Source organism: Bradyrhizobium sp. SRL28 (assembly GCF_018596315.1).
Taxonomy (GTDB): Bacteria; Pseudomonadota; Alphaproteobacteria; order Rhizobiales; family Xanthobacteraceae; genus Bradyrhizobium.
Map to the genome: position 1 here is coordinate 140,844 of NZ_JAHEAG010000010.1, position 21,032 is coordinate 161,875.

Sequence of the window (21,032 nt, forward strand, 5' to 3'; positions counted from 1 at the left end):
TTAAGACAAGCAGAACTTGAAAGATGCGACCCCCTAAGGAGTACCCGGGGATGCTTGTAAACGCGCTGTTCTTGTTCCTTATGTTTCGGTGCGGTGCCGATATTCTCAGTCCCGGGGAAAAGGGGACAACGGTGGTCGCGCTTTACGTCGCTTTGGCGTTGGGGCTGACCGCCATAAAGATTGCAACATCTGGCACCACCCGCGGGGACATAGCTATTGGCCTTGCCGTCTGTTGGCTGGCGATAGTTAACCTGCTCTGGATTCCTGCCGAAGCGACCTCACAACTCTATTTTTCCGTAACAGTCTTGCTGCCGATCGTATTCCTGTTGTTCCTGTCGCGCTGCGAGCCGTCAATCTTTGTCGATTTACGAAAGCGAACTTTGACATTTGGTGTACCGGTGTTGTGCGGACTATTGCTCATCTTCATTTTCCGCGAGGGCGCGTCGGAGGCAGATCTGTTGACGACGTTCGGTGGAAATGCCGGCACCGGTGAAGGGGAGAAGTCGTTCCATGTGGTCGCTCAGACGATAGCTAAATTTTCAATTTTGTTGATCAATCAATGGATCGGTCTTCCAATCATTGCTTTGGTCTTGCTAACCGCTCTCAATGTCCGATCCGCCCTCCTTGGTTTCCTGCTCGCATTCCTGATCAAGAAATACAGCACATTAAACTTGAGAGTGTTTCTGGCGACGGTTGCAGTTTCTGTCGTCGCCATCGGCTTTCTTATGTCGAACTCCGAATTGGTGGACGCCTTCCTCCAACGAATTCTCTATCGAGATCGAGTTTTCTTTGAGCAAGACACAACCAATCTGATGAGCGGGCGCGACGAGATTTGGCGCTACTATGGTCAAATGCTGGAGAACTCATCGTTCTTGGAGCTGCTATTTGGGCGTGGAGCGATCTGGCTATATGGTTCCTTCCCGTTCCTTGCTCATAACGACCTTCTTAATCTGATGATTTGCTACGGACTTGCCGGCACAACAGCCGTTCTTTATGCGTGGTATGTGATCCTGTCGCGCCTGGACCCCGAATACAGGATGCCCTGCGTTGCATTGTTCCTGGTGCTCTTTTTCACAAACGGTGTGGTGTTTCATCAATCCAATCTGTTGTTTGTGCTTTTCATGGCCGGCAAAGCACAGCAAAAAGAGCTATCCGAGATCTTGGGTGATGAGGTGATCAAGCGGCGCGCTTTGCCGGCACGCGGATGAACCTCGATGCTGCCATTCGATCTGACACACGGATGAGCTAAGGCAGCTGACTTATACCGTTGAGCTGGATGCGGCGCTTTAACCGCCACATCGCACACGCATCCCTCATTGGGGAACGGTCAACTTAGGTCCACAGGGCGTGCCGTCTCCGCAAGGAAATCCATCCCATATTTCGATGTCCTTTACCCACTGATACAGTGGGAGCGATCCACCAGCGTAGACTTGCGTGAGCATAATGCGGTCTATGGGATCGTTTCCGCCAAGCAATGACCCGAAGCGATCGAACACGACTTGTCCATTAATGGCCTGCCATGCGCGTCCGTCGTGTTGAGAACTCCGGTGCCAAAAAAACTCGAATTTGAACCATTCGCCGACCGGCACGGGGGCTGTGTGGTTCGAGACCTCCCAGAAATTCTTGGCCGGACCAGCCGACAGATCGTCCGTTTTCAAATACCAATACGGCCTGGTTTGGCGGTCAACCAATATATAGGTAATGAGCCTCTGTTGTGCATTGGTCTTCCATTCGAAGAGCACCCACCAATTGTTCGGCCCAAGTTTTTCCAGAAAGTCAGGCTGAAGTTTTATCCAGTAGCTTACGTAAAGGTCGCCTTGCAAAGCAGTGGTTGAGGGCGTGAGAAGATATGGATTTTGTGTGGCACTGCTGCCGCGCTTCCGGATCTCACTATAGAGAACGGAGGTCTGTTGACCGCTAGGCCCCATGACTCTCTGGATTTCATTGTGAACGTAATTGCCCACCGTATCTGGCGTAACTGGTGCATCGGCGAGAAGTTGAAGCTTTCCGCCGCCCTGCCAAACTTGAGGCTCGCCGCTATGCTCGGTCAATGCATCAGAGCCCTTGATATCCTGCCAGCACGACGTTTGACATTCATACGGCTCACTCAACAGCGGGCTTCCCTCGAAGCTTGACTTGAAAAGAAGCTCGGCGGCATGGCTAGGCGACGCCGATCCCAGGGGGAGAAGAAGAGCACCCAAGCGCAAACCTATGCTTGCGATCAAGCCAAGTGTTGGCGAGCGGACTGTCCATGAGAGGGGGGCTGACCCACCAATCTGGTCCACGCTGAGGGCAATTCCCTCGTGTATCCTGAACCTGGTACTGACCACCTTCTGCGAATCCCAAATCCGACGAACTACTCTTCCGAAAAGCGGTCGCTTCATGCTCCGATCCTTACGCGGGTCAGAACAAACGTCAAACTGTATCAACCCGTGGGACAGGCTCATCGCGCCTGCACCGCCTCCATGATACCGCTCATTCGAGCCGTGAAGCCTGAACGACTGCTAAAGCCGATTCTGGGAAGTGCAAGGTGATTCATCTTGTGCTCGTGCAATTGCCCTTGTCGCGTCGTCACCGCAGTTTGAAAACCAACGTCGTTCGCGAGATGCTCTTCACGAAGACCGCACGCTCTGGGACCGCCATACGGATATGCAAGGTGTCGAATGGACCGTTGAAGCAAATTCTCAAGATAAGCGCGGTTATCGGCCAGTTCCGCACGCGCTGAAGGCCCGTCCAGGGTCGCAAGCGCTGCATGTGAGGTCGTGTGGCCGCCGATTGACGCGAGCGGATGACGCGCAAGAATGCCAAGCTCCCGCTCATCCAGGAAATACGCGTCATTCAGTGTCGCCAGCGAAATTCCAGCCTGTTTGAATGTCGGCGCGAGCATCGCACTTCGCCGGTAATCCTGGTGAACCCACCGGATGACCTCGGCCAACGCCAACGTCTTGCTTCGAATGTCAGAACAATGGAACTGTCGACCCAATGCATCGATTGCAACCTTGTCTCTAGAGAGAAACAATTTGCGCAAACCCAACCACCACGACTGCATGGATCGTGTAGGGGCTCCAGTGGGCACGTACATCATGAACGGCGCGTTATGCCGCTCCAGGATTGGAAGCGCTACCGAGACATTGTCGCGATAGCCGTCGTCGAAAGTCAGAACTGCATAACGGCTGGATTGATCGTTCCTTGCCAGTCTCTCGAGGCATTCATCGAGGCTGACGATTGACCATCCTTCGCGCTGCAGCCAATTGAGTAAGTATTCAAAAAGCGAAACTGATGTTCCGGTCATCAATTCCGCCTGACAGTTCGGCTGTATCTCATGCAACAATATGATTGCCGCTCGAGCTGCGAAGCGTGTCCGAAGGAAGGGAAGTTCTCCAACCCGACTCGCGCTGTAGTAGATGCAATCCTTCAGAATCTGGGTCATCTGGGTCACGAACATATTCCCGGATAAACAGGTTGAAAGAAAACGATATTATCGCTTGAAGACACAGTACATGGCGCTGCTTGCGCGGCGCATGCAAAGGTGAGTTGTGGGCCAAGGTGCGTGGAATATCTGATCGCGGCAAAAACCGCTGCCGCAATGTGATAGCTTCTTCTGCAATCAAAATCGCACTGGCGTCGTCCGTTGGAACAAGGGTCGTCGGTAGTTTCAGTTCTCCGCTTCTGTAGGGCAGCGCAGCTCCCGGGATCGAATCTACCCGTAACTTTGCGTGCGGTTACGGTAGTCCTGGGGTCTGCCCGACCTAACGTTGAGCCAGTGTAAGCGAAAGGGTTGCGAATAAGAACCCGTAGAAGATCGGGTTCACTCGGGGCTGAGTGACTACCAAATATGAGTTACTCCGGAAGTCGATCGCAGGACACCGTCTACAACGAGGCGCAACCCCGCCGTAGGCGCGCTACGCCGCCGCCGGGCGGGCGGCCGGCAGGAGCTTTCCGCTCTTGGCGGGTCGTAGGACCCGATCATATTTGCCCCTGATGCGCTGTTGCAAATTTCGCGCTACAGCTAGCGTCCCCCGCTCGACTAGGCCACAATCCCCTCCGCCGTCAGCCCATCTCCTGCCAACAGCACAATCCGCGTTCTCCAAGCTACCTTCTGCGGCGTGTTACGGTCGCGAACCAGCCGCTCACGTTTGTCACTGCCCGAACACTAGCCGCCGGCGCACCATACCTTGGATCGCGGGGGCGGCCCACTTCTGATCATTCACCTGGCGCTGGCCGTCATCGAGCTTGGAGGGGTGGCCCGTCGCCTTTCCGTCCGCGAAGCTCCGCGCCACACTCCCACAAGCCTGTCGACATAGCCGCCAATCTCAAATCGGACAGCATGCTGGGCCCGCGCCTGAATCCCCAGCCGGGCACGAAGGGCGGGATCGGTTAGTAGCCGCTCCAGCGCCGAAGCCAGAGCCCGGGCATTTCTCACGGGTACCAAGAGACCCGTCCTTTCGTGCTCCACAATCTCAGGCAAGGCACCGACCGGCGTGCACACAACTGCTAGTCCATGACCAAAAGCTTCCACCACGCACATCGGCAGGTTTTCGACCCAAGACGGCAGGACAAGAATATCAGCCGCCTGCAGTTCAGCCGTTACACCGTCGTCATTGAGCCATCCAGGCACTTTCACGCGTCCGGCAAGCCCAAGGCGTTCGACCAAAATGCGGGTCTCTGTGACTGCTCCATCACCGGCGAGCGTCGCCCGCCAGTCATTGTGATGCCGAATTATCTCGAACGAATCGAGGAGCTCGCCAATTCCCTTGGCTGGACCAAGACGGCCGAGAAACAGGATGGTGACCGGGCCATCGGCGTGAAAATCATGACGCTGCGCCCTGGTCGAATTGGGCATAACGATTATGCGGTCTCTAAGCTCCGGCAAGTTTGTGACAAGCAGATCCGACCATACCCGACCAAGAACGATTATGGATTTAGCATTGGTAAAGAGAGCGTCTATCCAACGGCGCGTCTGTCCATTACACGAGTCCCAGAAGGTGCCGAATTCACCTGAATGTAGATGGACGACGTACGGAATGCGCAACGCCGACGCAACCGCTGCAACGACAAATTTCCGGTAGACGCTTGCATTTGCGGAAAGGTTTATATGGATGACATCGATCCCCTGCCATGCTTGCAGGAAAACTATTCTCAGAACAGCCCAAGCCAACACAACGGGCGACAGATATATACTCGCGCCCCGACTGACCACAAACTTGAGATCAACATTGACACGCGGATGCTCGCGAAATTCGTGTCGAATGGCATCCATCATGCGATCAATTCCGCCCCGTCCCCCTTCGCCGCCGGGCGTGACCACCACGGCATTGAGCTGCGACGCCGACTCCCTGTGAAACTTGCTGAACATCTGTCGAAGGACCTTGGTCAGGCTATCGATCGTTTATCACTTGTACGTCGCGAAACGCGCTGAGGCTTTGCCCCAATTCTCTCCTTTGTCAGAAGCATTGCGGTCGATGACCGTGTAGAATCGCACCAGTCAGCGTTGATCAACTTGTCAAACGAAAGCAGCGGAGATTTGAACTTCCTGGACGCGTAGACTTTATGATTCGAAAGAATGACCAACACGTCCGCCCAGCCGTCCACTTTTTCGATGGGGAAGAGCTCGAGATCCCAATCTTTCACGAAGGGGTCATGGCAGCGGATCTGGTACTTTTTCGACAGAAGCTTTGCGACTTCCAACGCCGGAGTTTCGCGAGCGTCATCGACGTCCGGCTTGTAACTCACTCCTAAAATCCCAATTTTCTGAACGGATGGGCCGATCTTGTTCTGAATTCGCTCGGCGGTGTGCTTCGGCATATCGTCGTTTAGTTCGCGCGCCCTTCTGATAAGATTCAGATCGTCGACATCTTCGGTCAAAAACCACGGATCGATGGCGATGCAGTGACCTCCGACGCCGATTCCCGGTTGCAAAATGTTGACGCGCGGGTGCTTGTTTGCAAGCTGAATCGCCGCTGAGATGTTGAACCTGAACTTGTCGGCAATCAGGGAGAACTCGTTCGCGAGAGCGATATTGACGTCCCGGAAGGTGTTTTCCATCAGCTTTGCGCACTCCGCGGTCACGAGATTTGTCTGATGAATCGTACCCTTCGTGAATGTCGAATAGAGGCGCGCCGCTCTCTGCGCTGCTTCCGGCGATGTGGCGCCGATGATGCGGTCATTGTGCACAATCTCATGGAGCGTGTTCCCGGGGATCGCCCGCTCCGGGCAATGCGCGACTTCGATCTTCAAATGTTTCGATTGGAGGATTGGAAGTACGATGTCTTCACAGGTCTTCGGCTTGATCGTCGATTCGATGATGAGGAGATTTCCGTCTTTCATGACGGGAAGCAGGCTGTTCACGGCCGAAACAACGAAGGACAGATCGCACTTCTTGTTCTCGTGCGGAGTCGGTACGGCCACAACGAAAACGTCCGCAGCCGCAGGCTTCGTCTGAGCCTTGAAGTTTCCAGTCTTCAGGGCCGCCGTCAACAACGCCGGAATACCCGTTTCTTCAAACGGGCAGCGGCCGGCGTTGATCTTACTCACTTTCCTCTCGCTGAGATCGAAGCCGGTGACCTTTACGCCGGCGTTCGCAACCAGGAGGGACGTCGGAAGTCCCATATAGCCAAGGCCCACAACGCAAACGGTATCCTGTGTTTGCGGAACCGGCTGCACATGTCGGCCCGTGACGATGTCGAGAATTCTCTCGGCGGTGTGGCCGTCTCCAAATGGGTTCGTCCAAGGGGTCATCGGGCGATTGAGAGCCGTAACCATCGCCTCTGCGTTTCGGTGCACCAAAACATTCGCGCCGACGTCGACGGTTTCGGGCCGTTCCGTGGAATCGCGAATCGTCACGCAAGGTACGCCGAGGATACAAGCTTCTTCCTGGACACCGCCGGAATCAGTAATGACGGCCGTGCAGTTCGAAAGTAAATTCAGAAAATCCGAATAGCCGACTGGATCGGTCCAGGTCAGATTCCCAGGCAAATCAATCTTGCTTTCCTTGAGAACTTTCTGCGTGCGATAGTGGATCGGCCAGCACACTTGGCCGGGGATTGTCCCAATCAGTTGGATGATTTCCTTCAGCGCATCCGGATCATCGACGTTCGCGGCTCGGTGGGACGTAAGGAGGTAGTATCCCTTCCTTTGTAATTTCAGTTCGGAAACAATCTTACTCGTTTTCTCCGCGCGAACCCGGTGAGAAAGCAAAGCGTCGACGATTGTGTTTCCGACCTTGAAGATTTTCGACTCCGGAAGACCTTCTTTTTTCAGGTAACCGACCTGCAAGTCGGTGACGGCAAAAAGATAATCCGAAATATGATCGGCGATGATCCGGTTGCTTTCTTCCGGCATGGTTTGATCAAACGAGCGCAATCCCGCCTCGATATGCCCGACCTTGATATGAAGTTTGTTCGCCGCGAGTGCGCCAGCCACCACGGTGTTCGTATCTCCTTGAACGAGCAATACATCGGGCTTTTCCGACATCAGGATCGGCTCAAGCGTGATCAATATGCGGCCCGTTTGGTTGGCGTGGCCGCCGGAGCCGACATTCAAATTGTATTTCGGTGCGGGAAGATCGAGTTCCGAGAAAAAGATCCCGTCGAGTTTCTCCGAATAATGTTGCTTCGAATGAATGATGAAGTAATCGAGCTTTCGCTTCCGGCATTCGCGAATGACCGGCGCCATCTTGATGATTTCCGGGCGAGTGCCAACGAGAATCGCGATTTTCATCATGTTCTCCATGAGCGGCTTAAACACGACCTACTGATGATACCTGGTAAAACTGCTACTCCAGAAACTTCGCCCTCAGATTTCGATTTCGTTCAATCGCCGAGGTTCGCAACGATTCAGTGCATGGATCGCCGTGCGCTGCCGGCAGTTTCCACTAGCCACCGGTGGAAGCCGGACCGTGGAGGGCAGGTCACGAAATTGTAGCCCAGCTTCGGATCCTTCTTCACGCGATCCAGCGCGCAGAGCTCCTTGATCTCCGTAATTGTCCCATCGGCAACAATCGAGAAGACCGGAAATCCGAGCTCGTCGAACACGAACCTCGTGGTAGCGTGGCTCGGATCGTTGCCGTGGTCTTCGTAGATGATCAGCGCGTCGCGCTTCAGTACCTGGTGCGCGCCCTTTAGAGCCGAGATTTCGGCTCCCTCGACATCCAGCTTGACGACGATCCGATCGTTGTCGGTCAGCTGCAGTTGCCGTGCCAGTGCATCAATCGTTGTTGATATGACCGGTTCGATGTGTGTCAAACGGCCGCCCTGTGTCTCCACGATGTGGCGCGCGGCATGATGTCCATTGGAGACGAAGAACAGGCGTTGCCCGTCGTGCTCGCTCAATGCCTTGTGGCATATCTCGAAGCGCTGACCGTTAGCGTTGCAGTTCTGTTGCAGAATCGCGATCGTTTCCCGTGACGGCTCGAGGGCAATCGCGCGTTTGCGCCCCAACATCTCTGACGTGACGAGAACGGACCAGTATCCGATGTTGGCGCCGCAATCGAAGAACAGATAGTCGACGTCTTTCAGCCGCAGTAGAAACTTCCCTATCTCCGGTTCGTAGTCGAGGTGGGGCTGGCAGATGAACGAATTCCAGTAGACGTCGTCCAGCCGAAAGTACAAGCGGCTACCGTCGGTGAAATGGACACAAGACAACTGGGAATGCAGAAGGGGCTTGATCGCCTGCATGGCGAGTCCCATTCCGCGCCCGGCAATCCGCGTAATCGCGGCGTGCAGAAGCTTCACCAGCCCCATCGAAAGCCGGCTTCCCGAAACTTCGTATTCGAATGCATCCATCTTCATGTGCTCATCCATGCTGGGCGCCGCCTTGCGATCGCGATTAGCATCGTGGTGGGTGTGAGATCGATCCCTTCGGCAGCGTAAAGGTAGGCGGCCATCCAGGCCTTCGTCGCGACCCACACGATGGTGACAACGATCGCTGTTCCCCAAATCCCGAACATCCAGGTCGCGGCGATCATGGCCACAACCCCCAATGCGGAAGTGGTGACCATGATGTTCATCGCGGCCCGCTGGTGCCCGGTCATGGTCAGTGCGATACTTCCGACGCCGAAGTATATCGACACCAACATGCCGACCGACAAGACCATCAGAACGCCGTGGGCGCGAACGAAATGCGGTCCGAACGCCATCAGCGCGATGTCGCCAACCAGTGCCAATGCCACGACGCATGCAAGGACTCCGACAAAGGCAACCAGTGTCGCACCCGACATGACACGTGTGATCTCCGGGCGACGATTCTCGTCGAATAGGCGCGCGATGAGAGGTGCTGCGGGAATGCAGAAGGTCCCCAGGAAGAAATCGAGAAGGAGCGCGATCCGATTGGCGGCGTAATAATATCCGGCGGCCTCTGCACCAACGAAGACCGAGACGATGACGATGTCGATTGTACCGAACAGGACGGTGGCAATGCTGGTCACCCAGAACGGTGCGGAAGTGGAAAAGGCATCGGCGATGCTCTCCTTCGATCGCCGCACCGCCATGGTGAACAGCCTATGGCCCTCGGCGAGACGTCGCAGGTGAATTTGCTGAAGGGCGATCAGCACGATCAGGACGCCGGCTGCGATCACGAAAACATCTGCCGCCTTCAGTGGATGGCCGTACGTTACGAAAAGAGCTGCGCCCAACAATATGATGAACAATCGCCACAACACGTCCTTTGGCACGAGTGCGAGGTTGATGGAGCCCAGCGCGCGACCGACCGAACTCTGCATTTCGATCAAGGCCAGGGGCAGTATCAGAAGCAAGCTCGCGGAATGCTCCCAGCGTCCGAATACTCCTCCCCGGCCGTAAGCGACGACGAATATGAAGAGGGCGATCACTGTCGCGGCAATGCTGCCCAAACCTGCCAGACGAACCCCTTGTGCGACGATCGAGCCGATCGCCGTATAGTCTTTCTGGGCTGCGAGAACCGGTATTTCCCTCAGCACACGGAGTTGCTGACCGACGAGGCCAATCGTCGAGGCGATCAACCCGAAGGTCATCAGCGACACGAGAGCGCCGTACTCCTCGATGCTCATCATCCTGGCGAAACTGACGCCAAAGGCGAACGTGACGACCGCACCCGAGCAACGATAGACGAAGGTCAGCGCCGATTTCCAGAAGAGGGATTCGAACATCCAAGACCCTCGCATTCACTTCCTTGAGTACTGTACAAAGCAATTGTCCTGTAGGCGTCGTGCTGTGCCGACCACGTTAATCCCCGCGCGGTCCGACCCAAAGATGAGTGGCCGTTGGGAACATCTAGGACGAACGCCAACGATGAAAACAGGGAATGATTTTGTCATTCGTGGACGCTCCTATCGAGTATATTCATCCGACTGCATTGAGCCGCGACCCTTTTGGGTTACCTATTTCGGTTCTTGGATTGACGCGCATTCGGCCACGTGCGCGGCGTCGAGCAGACAGGGGGCGGCGGGCGATGAGCGGGATTGTGCCTTCCGAAGCTGGCGGCCGTCCTGATGATCTGTCACCACGACGTCCGCTTAGGTGCGGATCCTCGATCTGACAAATCGCGCAGCATTCCGAGAGCGATGCCAAGAAGTAGGCCTCCGATGGTCGATACTCCAAGCACGATTCCGGCCTTCGGCGTACTGGCGGTCAAGGGACGTGACACCTCGGTGAGCAGGCGCGCCTCGAGCGCCGGCGAGGCTTGGTGCTGCACAACTTCCATATAACGTTGCGTGCGGACAAAATTATCATAGGTCCTTGTGGCGACTTCCGCAGCGGCTTCCAGTTCGCGGAGCTCAGCTTGCATCTTCGCGGTCGACTGCGATGCGGATGTTCCTGCATCGGTAACACCTGGGAGATTCGCGATCTCGCTCTTTTTATCCGCCACTGCCGTTTTTGCAGCCGACGCCTGGCCGCTCAATTCGTTCGTTCGTTCCTTGACCCACTTCTCACTCTGCAATGCCGATTTGTACTTCGCGTCCATTTGACCCGAGGTGTATGAGTCGACGACAGCGTTTAAGATCTGCGCGGCGCGCTCGGGGTCGCCGGAGTCGTAGGCAAGCTCGACAATGTAGGTCGAGCCGGCGCGCTTCACCGAAAGATTGCGGGCCATCGAGTCCGTGGCATAGCGCATCAAGCTATATTCCGTTTCTGCCTTGCTCCAACCGAGCATTCGGGATACCGCCCTTTTCATGCGTCGCGAAAAGCCCTGGGAGGCAAATTCGGGATCGTTTGCCAAATCGAGTTTCTGTATCACGGTGCGGGCGACACTCTCAGATCTTATGATTGCGATCTGACTTTCCACGATCGTTGACACGGACGCAGGGTCTCCCGGCGCCGCCTTCGAGTCTATGATCAGTTGCGCGTTGGCGGTGAATGTGGGTGCTGCGGCGATGAGGTAGAGCACAGCGATGACAAGCATTACCGAACACGTCAGGAGCATGAGCGAGAGATGTCGCCTTATGAAGGCCACCCCCTCTCCCAGGGGCTCGAAAGGCGACCGAGCTTCAGACGGTGTGATGTCCTGATTTGCCGAACTGTCCGGTTTATAAATCTGCAGCATTTCACGTACCTGCACTGACAATTGAACTACTCATGCTCTGCGCATCAGGCGCAATGGGACACGACGGACACGCGGATCGAATGCGTCGTGCGATCTACTAGACAAAAGATTGGCTGGCAGAAGGTGCGGCAGCCGAAGTCGCGCTAATAGGCGTTCCAATACACCTTTCTGGAAAGGAAGGTCATGATCATGATCTTGAGATCGAGAAGGAGTGACCAGTTGTCGATATAGTAGAGATCGTGCTCCACACGACGCTGCATCTTCTCGAGGGTATCGGTGTCGCCACGATACCCGTTGACCTGAGCCCAACCCGTAATGCCAGGTTTGATGTTGTGGCGACGGGAAAATAAGGAAATCAGCTCAGCAAACGTCTCGTTCTGCGAGGTTGCATGTGGACGGGGCCCAACGAGCGACATGTCGCCGACCAGGACATTGAATAACTGCGGAAGCTCGTCGATATTGGTGCGGCGCAAGAGACGGCCCAAACGGGTGACACGTGGATCGTGTCGGGTGACTGGTCTGAAATTGTCGCCATCCTCCATTACAGTCATCGATCGGAATTTCAGCACACGAATTGGCTCGTTGTTGTAGCCGTGCCGCGTCTGGCGAAATAGCACCGGCCCACGGGAATCGAGCTTGATTGCGAGAGAAATGATGACGAAGAGGGGGCTAATCACAATAAGTCCAGCGATTGCAGCAACGACGTCGAATGCACGCTTCATTGCGCGGTTGAAAGGAGTGAGCGGGGACTGGAAGATCCGCATCGTCACCATGTCGCCGAACTGAGTGAACCGCGACACGGCCATCAGATCGATAGCTCCAACAGGAACGATATGAACGTCAACTGGCAGCTCTGATAGGGCGCTGGCAAGCGCGAGGGCAGCCGGAACATCCGGCTCCGAATTCAGAATGACAATGTCATCTGCTCGGAGCGGCCGGCAGTTCGCGACCAGTTGGCGGGCATCAGGTAGCGCTTGGACGGCGTCGGGGCGCGCCGGTACTGAAGAGTCGGCAGAGTCGGCGCGATCCGTCGGAAAGTCGAACGAGCGGATGGTCCGAATTCCAGTGGCGATTGCTCGAGCGGAAAAATGCGCGCAGTGGCTCGGGTCGCCTATGAGAATGATGCGCCTGGCGTCGATCAGCCCTGATGCAATGGCAGGCTGCAGCAATGAGAACCATATTGCCCGTGTGCAGAGGACCGAAAGGAGGACGCTCACAGCTTGGGCAATGACCGTTGCGCGCGAGTAGTCCACTGAGATTTTCAGAAGGAATATCATCGAGATGAAGAAAGAGAATGCGAAGAAGACGCTGCTGGCGCCGCTCCATAGAAACACGTGCCGGGGCTGCGTCTGGATCCGAGAATATTGCTGGCGCGCTATGGAAACGAGCAACTGCAACGAGGAGATGAGAAGGGATTCCTGGATGTAGTGGGCGGCAACTGGCGAGTCCTGCAGGATCAGCCGATGATAGAGGACGGTTGCGAAATAGGCCGCAATGGCTACGAGTAGGAATTCGGTAGCGGCTGCGAACGCTAGCAGGGCAGTCAATCGGCTCTTATCAAGCGCCCTGCCGCCAGCGACCGAATGCGCCGGAATCTTGGTAGAGGCCGGCGAGTTGGTAAAGGACGCATAACTCACCGGTCGCTCCCAGCCAGACCATTCCGTCACCCAGCAAAACAGTAGCATTCGGATCACTGGGTAGGATTGGCTATGAATGGGTAGAATTTGGGGGGTAACTACGATGGGCGATTGAGCCGCGGCAGTGCGGGACTAAATTGTCGGGAAGCAATTCGTTCTGATGCCCATCCCGGTGGGCTGATGGGAATACGAATTGAAAATCAATAGCGGACCGACCAATCGAGCATACCCAGGAAAGCACTGAACGGCCCAGCGTCAACGAGGAAACAGCACGTTAGTTTTGCGGATCGGCCGTCAGGACGGCTGCTCGGACGGGACCGATGTCCACGCGCCTGCCTTCCGCGAACAGATTCGAAGGATTTCATCCAGTGACCATGTTCCACACCGATATCTTTGGCAGTGACCTGAGTCGTTGCATCAAATGGGGCTTGGTGGCTGCTGGTCTGGCAATTTCCGTCACTCAAGCAAAGGCCGAGTATCGAATAAACATCGGAGACGTGCTGGAGGTCGCGGTGGCGGGCGTGCCAGAGCTACGGCATCGCGCTCCCGTCCAAATAGACGGAAATATTTCGTTGCCGTTGGTCGGAATGCTTCCCGTAGCCGGCCTGCCTTTGCCGCAGATCCGGGCTCAAATCGGGGCCGCATTGGCGAGCAAAGTGTTTCGACAGAGGAACCCCGATGGCCGGGAGAACGTCATCGTGATCAGCGCAGATGAGGTCACGACGATCGTAGTGGAATACAGGCCGGTCTATATAAATGGGGACGTGTCGAAGCCGGGCGAGTACCCTTATCGTCCCGCCACCACCGTACGCCAACTCGCCGCTGTGGCGGGCGGCTACGACATCATGCGCATCAGAATGAATAATCCGTATCTCGAGTCAGCGGACCTGAGAAGCGAGTACGGATCGCTTTGGACAGAGCTCGCCAAAGAACAGGCGCGTATGTGGCGCATCAAGAATGAGCTCGGAGAGGCGACGCAGCTCAATCCTGGCATTCTGACGGACGTGCCCATAGCTCGATCGGCGATTTCGGAAATCATCAATGCAGAAACGGAGTACTTGAAAACGAAGCAGAGTGATTATCAGCAGGAAAAGACGTTCCTTCAGCGTGGCGTCCGGCAGGGAGACGACCAGGTCCGCGTGTTGTCAGAGCAGCAGAAAAAAGAGGAAGAGGGAGTTCAGTCAGATCTCGAAGAACTGCAAAAAGCGTCCGATCTCTTTGCCAAGGGTTCCTTGACCAGCCCTCGCGTTACGGATGCGCGGCGCGCGGTGCTGCTGTCATCAACGCGGAAGCTGCAGACCTCTGCGCTACTAATGCAGGTCAAGAGGCAACAGGACGAGGTCGCCAGAAGGCTGGTAAAGCTCGACGACCAGCGGAGGCTCGACCTGCTCCGTGAGCTGCAAGACACCAGCGTAAAGCTCAACCAAATCCGCGAAAAGCTGCAGAGCGTCGGCGAGAAGCTCCAGTACACTGCGATGGCTCGATCACAACTCGTGCGGGGAGCCGGCAATAAGGCGGTAATTACCATCTTTAGAAAGGGCGAGAAGGGGCAGGAGCGGATTATCGCAAGCGACGATACCGAATTGCAGCCGGGTGACGCCGTCGAGGTCGCCCTGCCATACCAGGACGGTCCTGACGCGCCTTCCCGAAGGCTAAGGAGTTCATCGATAGGCCAGACCGACGCGACCGAGTCGCTGCGCGCCGGGAGGTGACGAGAGCTGCCGCAACTTCCAAACGTAATTCGTGGCGATATAAATCTGGCGGTTCGCGGCTTTTTTCCGCATATCATCTAATGGTTTTGACGGCGGGTTTTGCGTCCATTCGGGTCAGCGTTCAGAACGCCGATATGGGCACTCGGCGGCGGCTGGTCGGCAGGGATTTTACGGTTCCAGCGACCCCGCTCCGACCGCGCGTTGCTCAATGACCCGTCGCGCGCCCGAAACCGGCGAGGGAGCTTTGAGGAGTTCACGTTTCGGTAGATGGACACAACGCTCCGTGGCCGAACCCCGAAAGAGGTAGGGGAGGGTCCTCCATGCGAGTTATAGGATTCGCGTCAGCGGAGCGCATAATGACGCATCTCAGAAGCCGTATCATCAGCGAGAGGTGATTGCAGATGGACCGCGCAGTCATTCTCAATGGGGAAATGAACACCGCCTCCGGTATCGCGGGCGCGTTGCGAAACGATGCGGACGAGGCGCCGTTTGCGCAGAAGACGATGAGGCTGTCCAGGCAGGGACGGTCCGCGAGCCCGTGGGTAGCCGCGGCTATGCTCGCGATGACGTGGACGTCGGAAACGCAAGGTTTCCCGGATCAAGCGCAAAACCGTGCGGGTGCGCAACACGCGATGGCTGCCCGCAATTTCGATCCCGATGGACCGGCAGGTTATGGCGACTTCGTGGCTTTGCTGCCGAGCAGCGGCAGCAACGATAAATCGGTGCAGGTTGCGCAAGCAACGACCGGCGATCCAGGACGCCCTCCGGAACGGGAGCAGCACTGGGCGGAGACACTGTTACTTGAGCTCACGATTGCAAGGCGCGACATCGAACTGCTGCAACGTCTCTCGCAGGAGAACGATCGGGCCGAGGGACTGGAGGAGGCTCTTGCGGCCGCGCGGCGCGACGCTGAAACGCAGACCGCGATAGCGGAGAAGGCGCGTGAGCAAGCGTCCCGGCTGAAACAGGTGGGGGAGAGTGGCACGGCGGAGGTGCAAACGTCCTTGCAACAAGAGCGCGAGCGGTCCGCGCGGCTGGAACGGGATCTCGCGGCAGCGCGGCGTGATGTCGAAGCCCAGACTGCGTTGGTGGCGAGGGCAGCCGAGGAAGTTTTGCAGCGGAAGCAGGCGGCAGAATCCGGTGACGGCGAGCTGAGGCAATCGATGCAGAAGGAGCGAGAAAGGGCCGACGCACTCGCTCACGACCTCTCGATGACACGCAGCGCGATGCAAGCATCCGAGGCTCAGGCCCGAAGAGCCGGAGACGAAGCGGCGAAGCTCAGGCAGGCTATTGCAAACGACGCGCCATCGCTTTGTAAATCCGCACAGGACGAGCATGACCGGTCCGCGCGGCTGGAGCAGGATCTTGCGGCGGTACGGCGCGACGTCGAGACCCAGACGGCACTGGCGGCGAAAGCAGGCGAGGAAGCGTCCCGGCTGAAACAGGCAAGCGAGAGCAGCGAAGCGGAGCTGCAGAAGTCTGTGCAGCAGGGGCGCGAGCAGTCCGCGCGGCTGGAGCAAGATCTTGCGGCGGCGCGGCGCGACGTCGAGGCCCAAACGGCACTGGCGGCGAAAGCAAGCGAGCAAGCGTCCCGGCTGAAACAAGCAAGCGAGAGCAGCGAAGCGGAGCTGCAGAAGTCTCTGCAACAGGGGCGCGAGCGGTCCGCGCGGCTGGAGCAGGATCTTGCGGCGGTACGGCGCGACGTCGAGACCCAGACGGCACTGGCGGCGAAAGCAGGCGAGGAAGCGTCCCGGCTGAAACAGGCAAGCGAGAGCAGCGAAGCGGAGCTGCAGAAGTCTGTGCAGCAGGGGCGCGAGCAGTCCGCGCGGCTGGAGCAGGATCTTGCGGCGGCGCGGCGCGACGTCGAGGCCCAGACGGCACTGGCGGCGAAAGCAAGCGAGGAAGCGTCCCGGCTGAAACAAGCAAGCGAGAGCAGCGAAGCGGAGCTGCAGAAGTCTCTGCAACAGGGGCGCGAGCGGTCGGCGCGGCTGGAGCAGGATCTTGCGGCGGCGCGGCGCGACGTCGAGGCCCAGACGGCACTGGCGGCGAAAGCAAGCGAGGAAGCGTCCCGGCTGAAACAAGCAAGCGAGAGCAGCGGAGCGGAGCTGCAGAAGTCCCTGCAACAGGGGCGCGAGCGGTCAGCGCGGCTGGAGCAGGATCTTGCGGCGGCGCGGCGCGACGTCGAGGCCCAGACGGCACTGGCGGCGAAAGCAAGCGAGGAAACGTCCCGGCTGAAACAGGCAAGCGAGAGCAGCGAAGCGGAGCTCCAGAAGTCCCTGCAGCAGGGGCGCGAGCGGTCCACGCGGCTGGAGCAGGATCTTGCGGCGGCGCGGCGCGACGTCGAAACCCAGACAGCACTGGCGGCAAAGGCAACCGAGGAAGTTCAGCGGGCGAAGCGGGCTACGGAAGCAGATGCTGCCGAGCTGAGGCAGTCGATGCAAAAGGAGCGCGAAAGGGCCGACGCCCTTGCGCAAGGCCTCTCGATGACGCGCAGCACGCTCTATGCATATGAGGCTCACGCCCGCAAACTTGAAGACGAGGCGGCCGAATTCAAACAGGCGGCTGCCAACGGTGCGCCGTCGCTTCCTAAATCCGCACAGGACGGGAGCGATCGGACGAAGCGGCTGGAACAGGATCTCGTAACCGCACGTCGCGATCTCGATACTCAGGCTGCCTTGGCGGCCAAGGCGAGCGAGGAGGTGGTGCGGACCAGGCGGGCGGCGGAGCGCGACTCAGCCTCGTTGCGCAGCTCATTGCAGCAGGAGCGGGCTCGGGCCGAACAGCTCGAGCGGGATCTCGCGCTTGCGAAGCAGGTTGCACCCAATGCCGTGACGGTTGGCTCGATCACGCGGGACAAGCCTGCGGAAAACGCGAAGTCAGTCGCCGACTGGTCACCAGCGGCGGGCGTTCGGAGCGATGCCCAGCCCAATTCCAAGAAAGTCGGGGTGGCGGCAGCCTTGCTTGCGCGTGCGAGCTCGCTGCTCGGGCAGGGAGACATAGGCGCGGCGCGGATTGTGCTGGAGCGCGCCGTCGAGATGGGTAGCGTCCAGGCAAGCTTCTCGCTCGCAGAAACCTATGATCCCTTGATCCTTGCCAAATGGGGAACTCTTGGAACGCGCGGCGATGCGGTCAGGGCGCAAGACCTCTACGCGAAAGCCGACGCCGCAGGAATCAAGGAGGCGAAAGCGCGGATTGAGGCGCTGCGTCGGTAGCACCAGTTTGGGCGAACACGAAAGGTGTCCGAGACAGCCTTATTGAGCGGGGATGCCGGCCACATTGGAGCAGACACTCGTTGCCAGTTCATCCACGAGCGTATTTTGACAGTTGCCCTGTCGCGATCGCGAGGCCGCGCTATACCGCTATACGTAGACGATTTCAATGAACGGGCTGCGACTGTTCTGGAATCGTCAAGACCTAGGTGCCGCGATAGCCATTCGGGTTTTTCATCTGCCAACGCCAGTGGTCGGTACACATCTGCGTCAATGATCGGCTTGATCTCCAACCCAACAGTCTCCTCGCGAGCGTCGGATCAGCGTAACAGGTTGCGACATCACCGACCCTGCGTTCGTCTATGACATAGGGAATTGGTCTGCCGCTCACGACCTCGAATGCCCGAACCACCTCCAGGACGCTGCTGCCGTTTCCTGTGCCGAGATTGACGGTCAGTACGCCGGGCTGTTTCAGGTGGCTCAAAGCACTTAGATGTCCGGATGCAAGATCCACGACATGAATGAAGTCGCGGATTCCTGTGCCATCCGGAGTATCATAGTCGTTTCCCCAAATGTGTAGTTCCTCACGCTTTCCGATTGCCACTTGCGCCACAAACGGCAACAGGTTGTTCGGAACGCCCAGAGGATCTTCTCCGATGAGTCCGCTTTCATGCGCGCCAACCGGATTGAAGTAGCGCAAAACACCAATCCGCCAATCGTCGTCGGACCTATAAAGATCCTTTAGTATTTCTTCGATGAAAAGCTTCGTGCGGCCGTACGGATTTGTCGGTCCGACGGGATGCTTCTCGTCCAGCGGCAGGTACGTAGGAGCGCCATAAACGGTCGCGGACGAGCTAAAAACGAGTGTCTTTACGCTTGCTCTCGTCATGGCTGACACAAGCCGCATCGTTCCCCAGACGTTGTTCTCGTAATAGGTCATGGGCCGAACGTTGGAATCGCCTACCGCTTTGAACCCCGCGAGGTGAATAACGGCGGTCACTTCGTAAGCGCGCAGTATCTCGTAGATCGCCTCTTCATTGCAAATGTCGGCATGTCGAAAGACGAGCGATCGTCCGCAGATGGTTTGTACACGTTCGAGAGACGCTTCGTTGCTGTTGGAGAGGTTGTCGACTGCGACGACATTGAGCCCAGCGTCAAGCAACGCGACAGCGACATGGGACCCGATATAGCCAGCGCCTCCGGTCAATAAAATCATGTCGGAGCTTTCCGTTCGGTACTTGCGCGGTCATGACCAATCCTAGCAGAGCTTGCGGTATTCAGACAGCTTATGCTTGTGTTCAGGTAGCGGCGTCCCGTGCCCGACCATCTCGCGGCGTTCGCAACTCTGGTCACGCGGAATTTGCGATGAACGCCGACGGAGCTTGCGTCCGTGATGGCGTGCATGGGCTCGATGTCGACGCTCATGTGAGAGCACTTAGGTATTATTGACGAGGGGCTACTTGGTGTTGAAATAGTGGAGCGGCTGAGCGTATAACGGGCAAATCAATCCAAACCGAAGTCAACCTCGAAGGCAGGAGCGCCGCTGGCGTCGATCCTGTCTTACACAAGGTCGCGTGCGACTGGCTCAGTCGCAATCGACAGCTTTCGGTGTAGTTCCGCTCACGAAACAGGGGACGCGAGAGTCCTGACAGTTGCCTGGCCTACTTGCCGAGCCGCGCTGTTCCGTTGCGTATCAGGCGACCAATATTGGGAGCCTTCACGCGATTTGCGGGTTGATTGATCAACTCTGGTCGTACTATTCCCTCGATCTGCTTGATATCGGAAACAATCGGGAGCGAATCCGGAAATTGCTCGCTTGTAGTGGAGCCGTCAATTATCGGCCGCACCAGTGAACCGTTGTTCATACCCCAAATTGCCGCTTGGGTTCGGTTCTGGACCCGGATCTTGCGAAGGATCGCCTTGACGTGGACCTTCACGGTCGCCTCCGCGATATCGATCTTGCGCGCTATGCACTTGTTGGAATCGCCCGCGATCAGGCATCGCATGATTGATTTTTCGCGGGGGGACAATTGTTGCGTAATGCTGCGCTCCGCCGTGAAGGCGATCGCCCGATCATTGTCGTTGCGCAGCTCCGCCTTGGCGAAGTGGTCTCTTTGAGAGTGGAGAATGGATGCCATGAATGCCGGCGGGAAGATTGTTTCGCCCATCATCACCAGTTCGATGGATTTGACGAATACATCGCACGTCATGACGTCGATGAAATAGCCGCTGGCGCCCGCCCGAAATGCGGAAACCATCTCGTCTAGCCGATAGTGATCGGCCACCACCGCAATGCGTGCTTTCGGATTCCGCTCCCGCAGGAGCTCGATTTGTTCAACCACGGCTTCGAAATCATCGCCCGCATGGACAATGAGAACCAGCAATGGGTGCGATTGGAGTTTGTGCGGCGACAAATCGTCAGCGCATGACACCGACGCTATGGTGCGAAAATTTGCCGCGCTTAGAATTCTAGCAATTCCCTCTCTGATTAGAACGCTTTTCCCAACAATGAACGTTGCAAAAGATTGCCGCCTCGCCATTTTACTCTCCCAGCCATTTACGCAATTGAAAATATCGACAATTCCGAAGACGCCGTATCAACAACAATTCCGAAGACGCCGTAGGCCTTGAATTAGCGCTTTTCCGACCAATTGAATCTTCTTCTTCGTCGGCTTGTTTCTAAGAATTCGGCAGGCTTTAGTCGGGTAGAATTGTTCTCCTTTCACAACATCGGGTTGGTGGATTTCGAGTACCCAAAATTAATAAGCCTTTTGTGAATGTTAGATTCGAATTGCCGTTATCCCTATATATCTTCGGTTATAAGCCTTCCGTTATGCGCGGGGCATGTCGTTCATAATAGCAGCCCCTTTCTGACGTCCGAGATGAGGTGCTCGCGACATTCTCTGAGCGAATTAGACGTGCGATGTCGATCGATCGTTGCAAAATTTCGATCGAAG

The 21,032-nt window shown here is 57.0% G+C and carries 14 protein-coding genes; 3 read left to right on the plus strand and 11 right to left on the minus strand.

Annotated features, from left to right (window positions below; all coding sequences use genetic code 11):
* Nucleotides 1-50: 50 nt before the first annotated feature.
* Nucleotides 51-1,208 (plus strand): hypothetical protein, encoded by a 1,158-nt coding sequence (locus KIP88_RS21465; protein WP_214489961.1) that lies wholly within the window; start codon nucleotides 51-53, stop codon nucleotides 1,206-1,208.
* Nucleotides 1,209-1,313: 105 nt separating this feature from the next.
* Here the strand turns inward: KIP88_RS21465 and KIP88_RS21470 are convergent, their stop codons facing one another.
* From KIP88_RS21470 to KIP88_RS21505, 8 genes are all read right to left on the minus strand, one after another.
* Nucleotides 1,314-2,111 carry a hypothetical protein gene (locus KIP88_RS21470; protein WP_214489962.1) on the minus strand — a complete coding sequence of 266 codons (798 nt, stop codon included), beginning with the start codon at nucleotides 2,109-2,111 and terminating at the stop codon, nucleotides 1,314-1,316.
* Nucleotides 2,112-2,443: 332 nt separating this feature from the next.
* Complete coding sequence (locus KIP88_RS21475; protein WP_249790931.1) at nucleotides 2,444-3,430, minus strand: polysaccharide deacetylase family protein; 987 nt, start codon at nucleotides 3,428-3,430, stop codon at nucleotides 2,444-2,446.
* Nucleotides 3,431-4,207: 777 nt separating this feature from the next.
* Nucleotides 4,208-5,356, minus strand: coding sequence for a glycosyltransferase family 4 protein (locus KIP88_RS21480; protein ID WP_214489964.1), 1,149 nt, complete (start codon nucleotides 5,354-5,356; stop codon nucleotides 4,208-4,210).
* A gap of 17 nt (nucleotides 5,357-5,373) precedes the next feature.
* Nucleotides 5,374-7,719, minus strand: coding sequence for a non-hydrolyzing UDP-N-acetylglucosamine 2-epimerase (gene wecB, locus KIP88_RS21485; RefSeq protein WP_214489965.1), 2,346 nt, complete (start codon nucleotides 7,717-7,719; stop codon nucleotides 5,374-5,376).
* Nucleotides 7,720-7,835: 116 nt separating this feature from the next.
* Nucleotides 7,836-8,789, minus strand: coding sequence for an FkbM family methyltransferase (locus KIP88_RS21490; protein WP_249790921.1), 954 nt, complete (start codon nucleotides 8,787-8,789; stop codon nucleotides 7,836-7,838).
* The gene (locus KIP88_RS21495) at nucleotides 8,786-10,123 is read right to left on the minus strand and encodes an oligosaccharide flippase family protein (RefSeq protein WP_214489966.1); all 1,338 of its coding nucleotides are present in this window, start codon (nucleotides 10,121-10,123) and stop codon (nucleotides 8,786-8,788) included. Before KIP88_RS21495 ends, KIP88_RS21490 begins: the two co-directional genes overlap by 4 nt.
* A gap of 350 nt (nucleotides 10,124-10,473) precedes the next feature.
* On the minus strand, nucleotides 10,474-11,517 hold the full coding sequence (locus KIP88_RS21500; RefSeq protein ID WP_214489967.1) for a Wzz/FepE/Etk N-terminal domain-containing protein: 1,044 nt from the start codon (nucleotides 11,515-11,517) through the stop codon (nucleotides 10,474-10,476).
* Nucleotides 11,518-11,660: 143 nt separating this feature from the next.
* Nucleotides 11,661-13,154, minus strand: a complete 1,494-nt coding sequence (locus KIP88_RS21505) for an undecaprenyl-phosphate glucose phosphotransferase (RefSeq protein ID WP_214489968.1) — start codon at nucleotides 13,152-13,154, stop codon at nucleotides 11,661-11,663.
* A 320-nt stretch (nucleotides 13,155-13,474) separates the two neighbouring features.
* On the opposite strand from KIP88_RS21505, the gene KIP88_RS21510 reads away from it, so the two are divergent.
* Both KIP88_RS21510 and KIP88_RS21515 read left to right on the plus strand, forming a co-directional pair.
* Nucleotides 13,475-14,866, plus strand: coding sequence for a polysaccharide biosynthesis/export family protein (locus KIP88_RS21510; protein ID WP_249790923.1), 1,392 nt, complete (start codon nucleotides 13,475-13,477; stop codon nucleotides 14,864-14,866).
* Between the two features lie 401 nt (nucleotides 14,867-15,267).
* Nucleotides 15,268-18,078, plus strand: coding sequence for a hypothetical protein (locus KIP88_RS21515; RefSeq protein ID WP_214489969.1), 2,811 nt, complete (start codon nucleotides 15,268-15,270; stop codon nucleotides 18,076-18,078).
* A gap of 202 nt (nucleotides 18,079-18,280) precedes the next feature.
* Here the strand turns inward: KIP88_RS21515 and galE are convergent, their stop codons facing one another.
* The 3 genes from galE to KIP88_RS21525 all read right to left on the minus strand — a co-directional run bounded on the left by galE (nucleotide 18,281) and on the right by KIP88_RS21525 (nucleotide 20,615).
* On the minus strand, nucleotides 18,281-19,291 hold the full coding sequence (galE, locus tag KIP88_RS21520; RefSeq protein ID WP_214489970.1) for a UDP-glucose 4-epimerase GalE: 1,011 nt from the start codon (nucleotides 19,289-19,291) through the stop codon (nucleotides 18,281-18,283).
* Between the two features lie 42 nt (nucleotides 19,292-19,333).
* On the minus strand, nucleotides 19,334-19,510 hold the full coding sequence (locus tag KIP88_RS48525; RefSeq protein WP_374226493.1) for a DUF922 domain-containing protein: 177 nt from the start codon (nucleotides 19,508-19,510) through the stop codon (nucleotides 19,334-19,336).
* 226 nt (nucleotides 19,511-19,736) lie between these two features.
* Nucleotides 19,737-20,615, minus strand: coding sequence for a response regulator transcription factor (locus KIP88_RS21525; protein WP_214489971.1), 879 nt, complete (start codon nucleotides 20,613-20,615; stop codon nucleotides 19,737-19,739).
* Nucleotides 20,616-21,032: the final 417 nt, after the last annotated feature.

What these genes read in the sequence shown, in the direction of transcription:
- KIP88_RS21480 (WP_214489964.1), bottom strand. Translation starts at nt 5,356, where the DNA reads ATGTTCAGCAAGTTTCACAGGGAGTCGGCGTCGCAGCTCAATGCCGTG.
- KIP88_RS21510 (WP_249790923.1), top strand. Translation starts at nt 13,475, where the DNA reads ATGTCCACGCGCCTGCCTTCCGCGAACAGATTCGAAGGATTTCATCCA.
- KIP88_RS21490 (WP_249790921.1), bottom strand. Translation starts at nt 8,789, where the DNA reads ATGAAGATGGATGCATTCGAATACGAAGTTTCGGGAAGCCGGCTTTCG.
- KIP88_RS21515 (WP_214489969.1), top strand. Translation starts at nt 15,268, where the DNA reads ATGGACCGCGCAGTCATTCTCAATGGGGAAATGAACACCGCCTCCGGT.
- KIP88_RS21525 (WP_214489971.1), bottom strand. Translation starts at nt 20,615, where the DNA reads ATGGCGAGGCGGCAATCTTTTGCAACGTTCATTGTTGGGAAAAGCGTT.
- KIP88_RS21500 (WP_214489967.1), bottom strand. Translation starts at nt 11,517, where the DNA reads ATGCTGCAGATTTATAAACCGGACAGTTCGGCAAATCAGGACATCACA.
- KIP88_RS21475 (WP_249790931.1), bottom strand. Translation starts at nt 3,430, where the DNA reads ATGACCCAGATTCTGAAGGATTGCATCTACTACAGCGCGAGTCGGGTT.
- galE (WP_214489970.1), bottom strand. Translation starts at nt 19,291, where the DNA reads ATGATTTTATTGACCGGAGGCGCTGGCTATATCGGGTCCCATGTCGCT.
- KIP88_RS21465 (WP_214489961.1), top strand. Translation starts at nt 51, where the DNA reads ATGCTTGTAAACGCGCTGTTCTTGTTCCTTATGTTTCGGTGCGGTGCC.
- wecB (WP_214489965.1), bottom strand. Translation starts at nt 7,719, where the DNA reads ATGAAAATCGCGATTCTCGTTGGCACTCGCCCGGAAATCATCAAGATG.
- KIP88_RS21495 (WP_214489966.1), bottom strand. Translation starts at nt 10,123, where the DNA reads ATGTTCGAATCCCTCTTCTGGAAATCGGCGCTGACCTTCGTCTATCGT.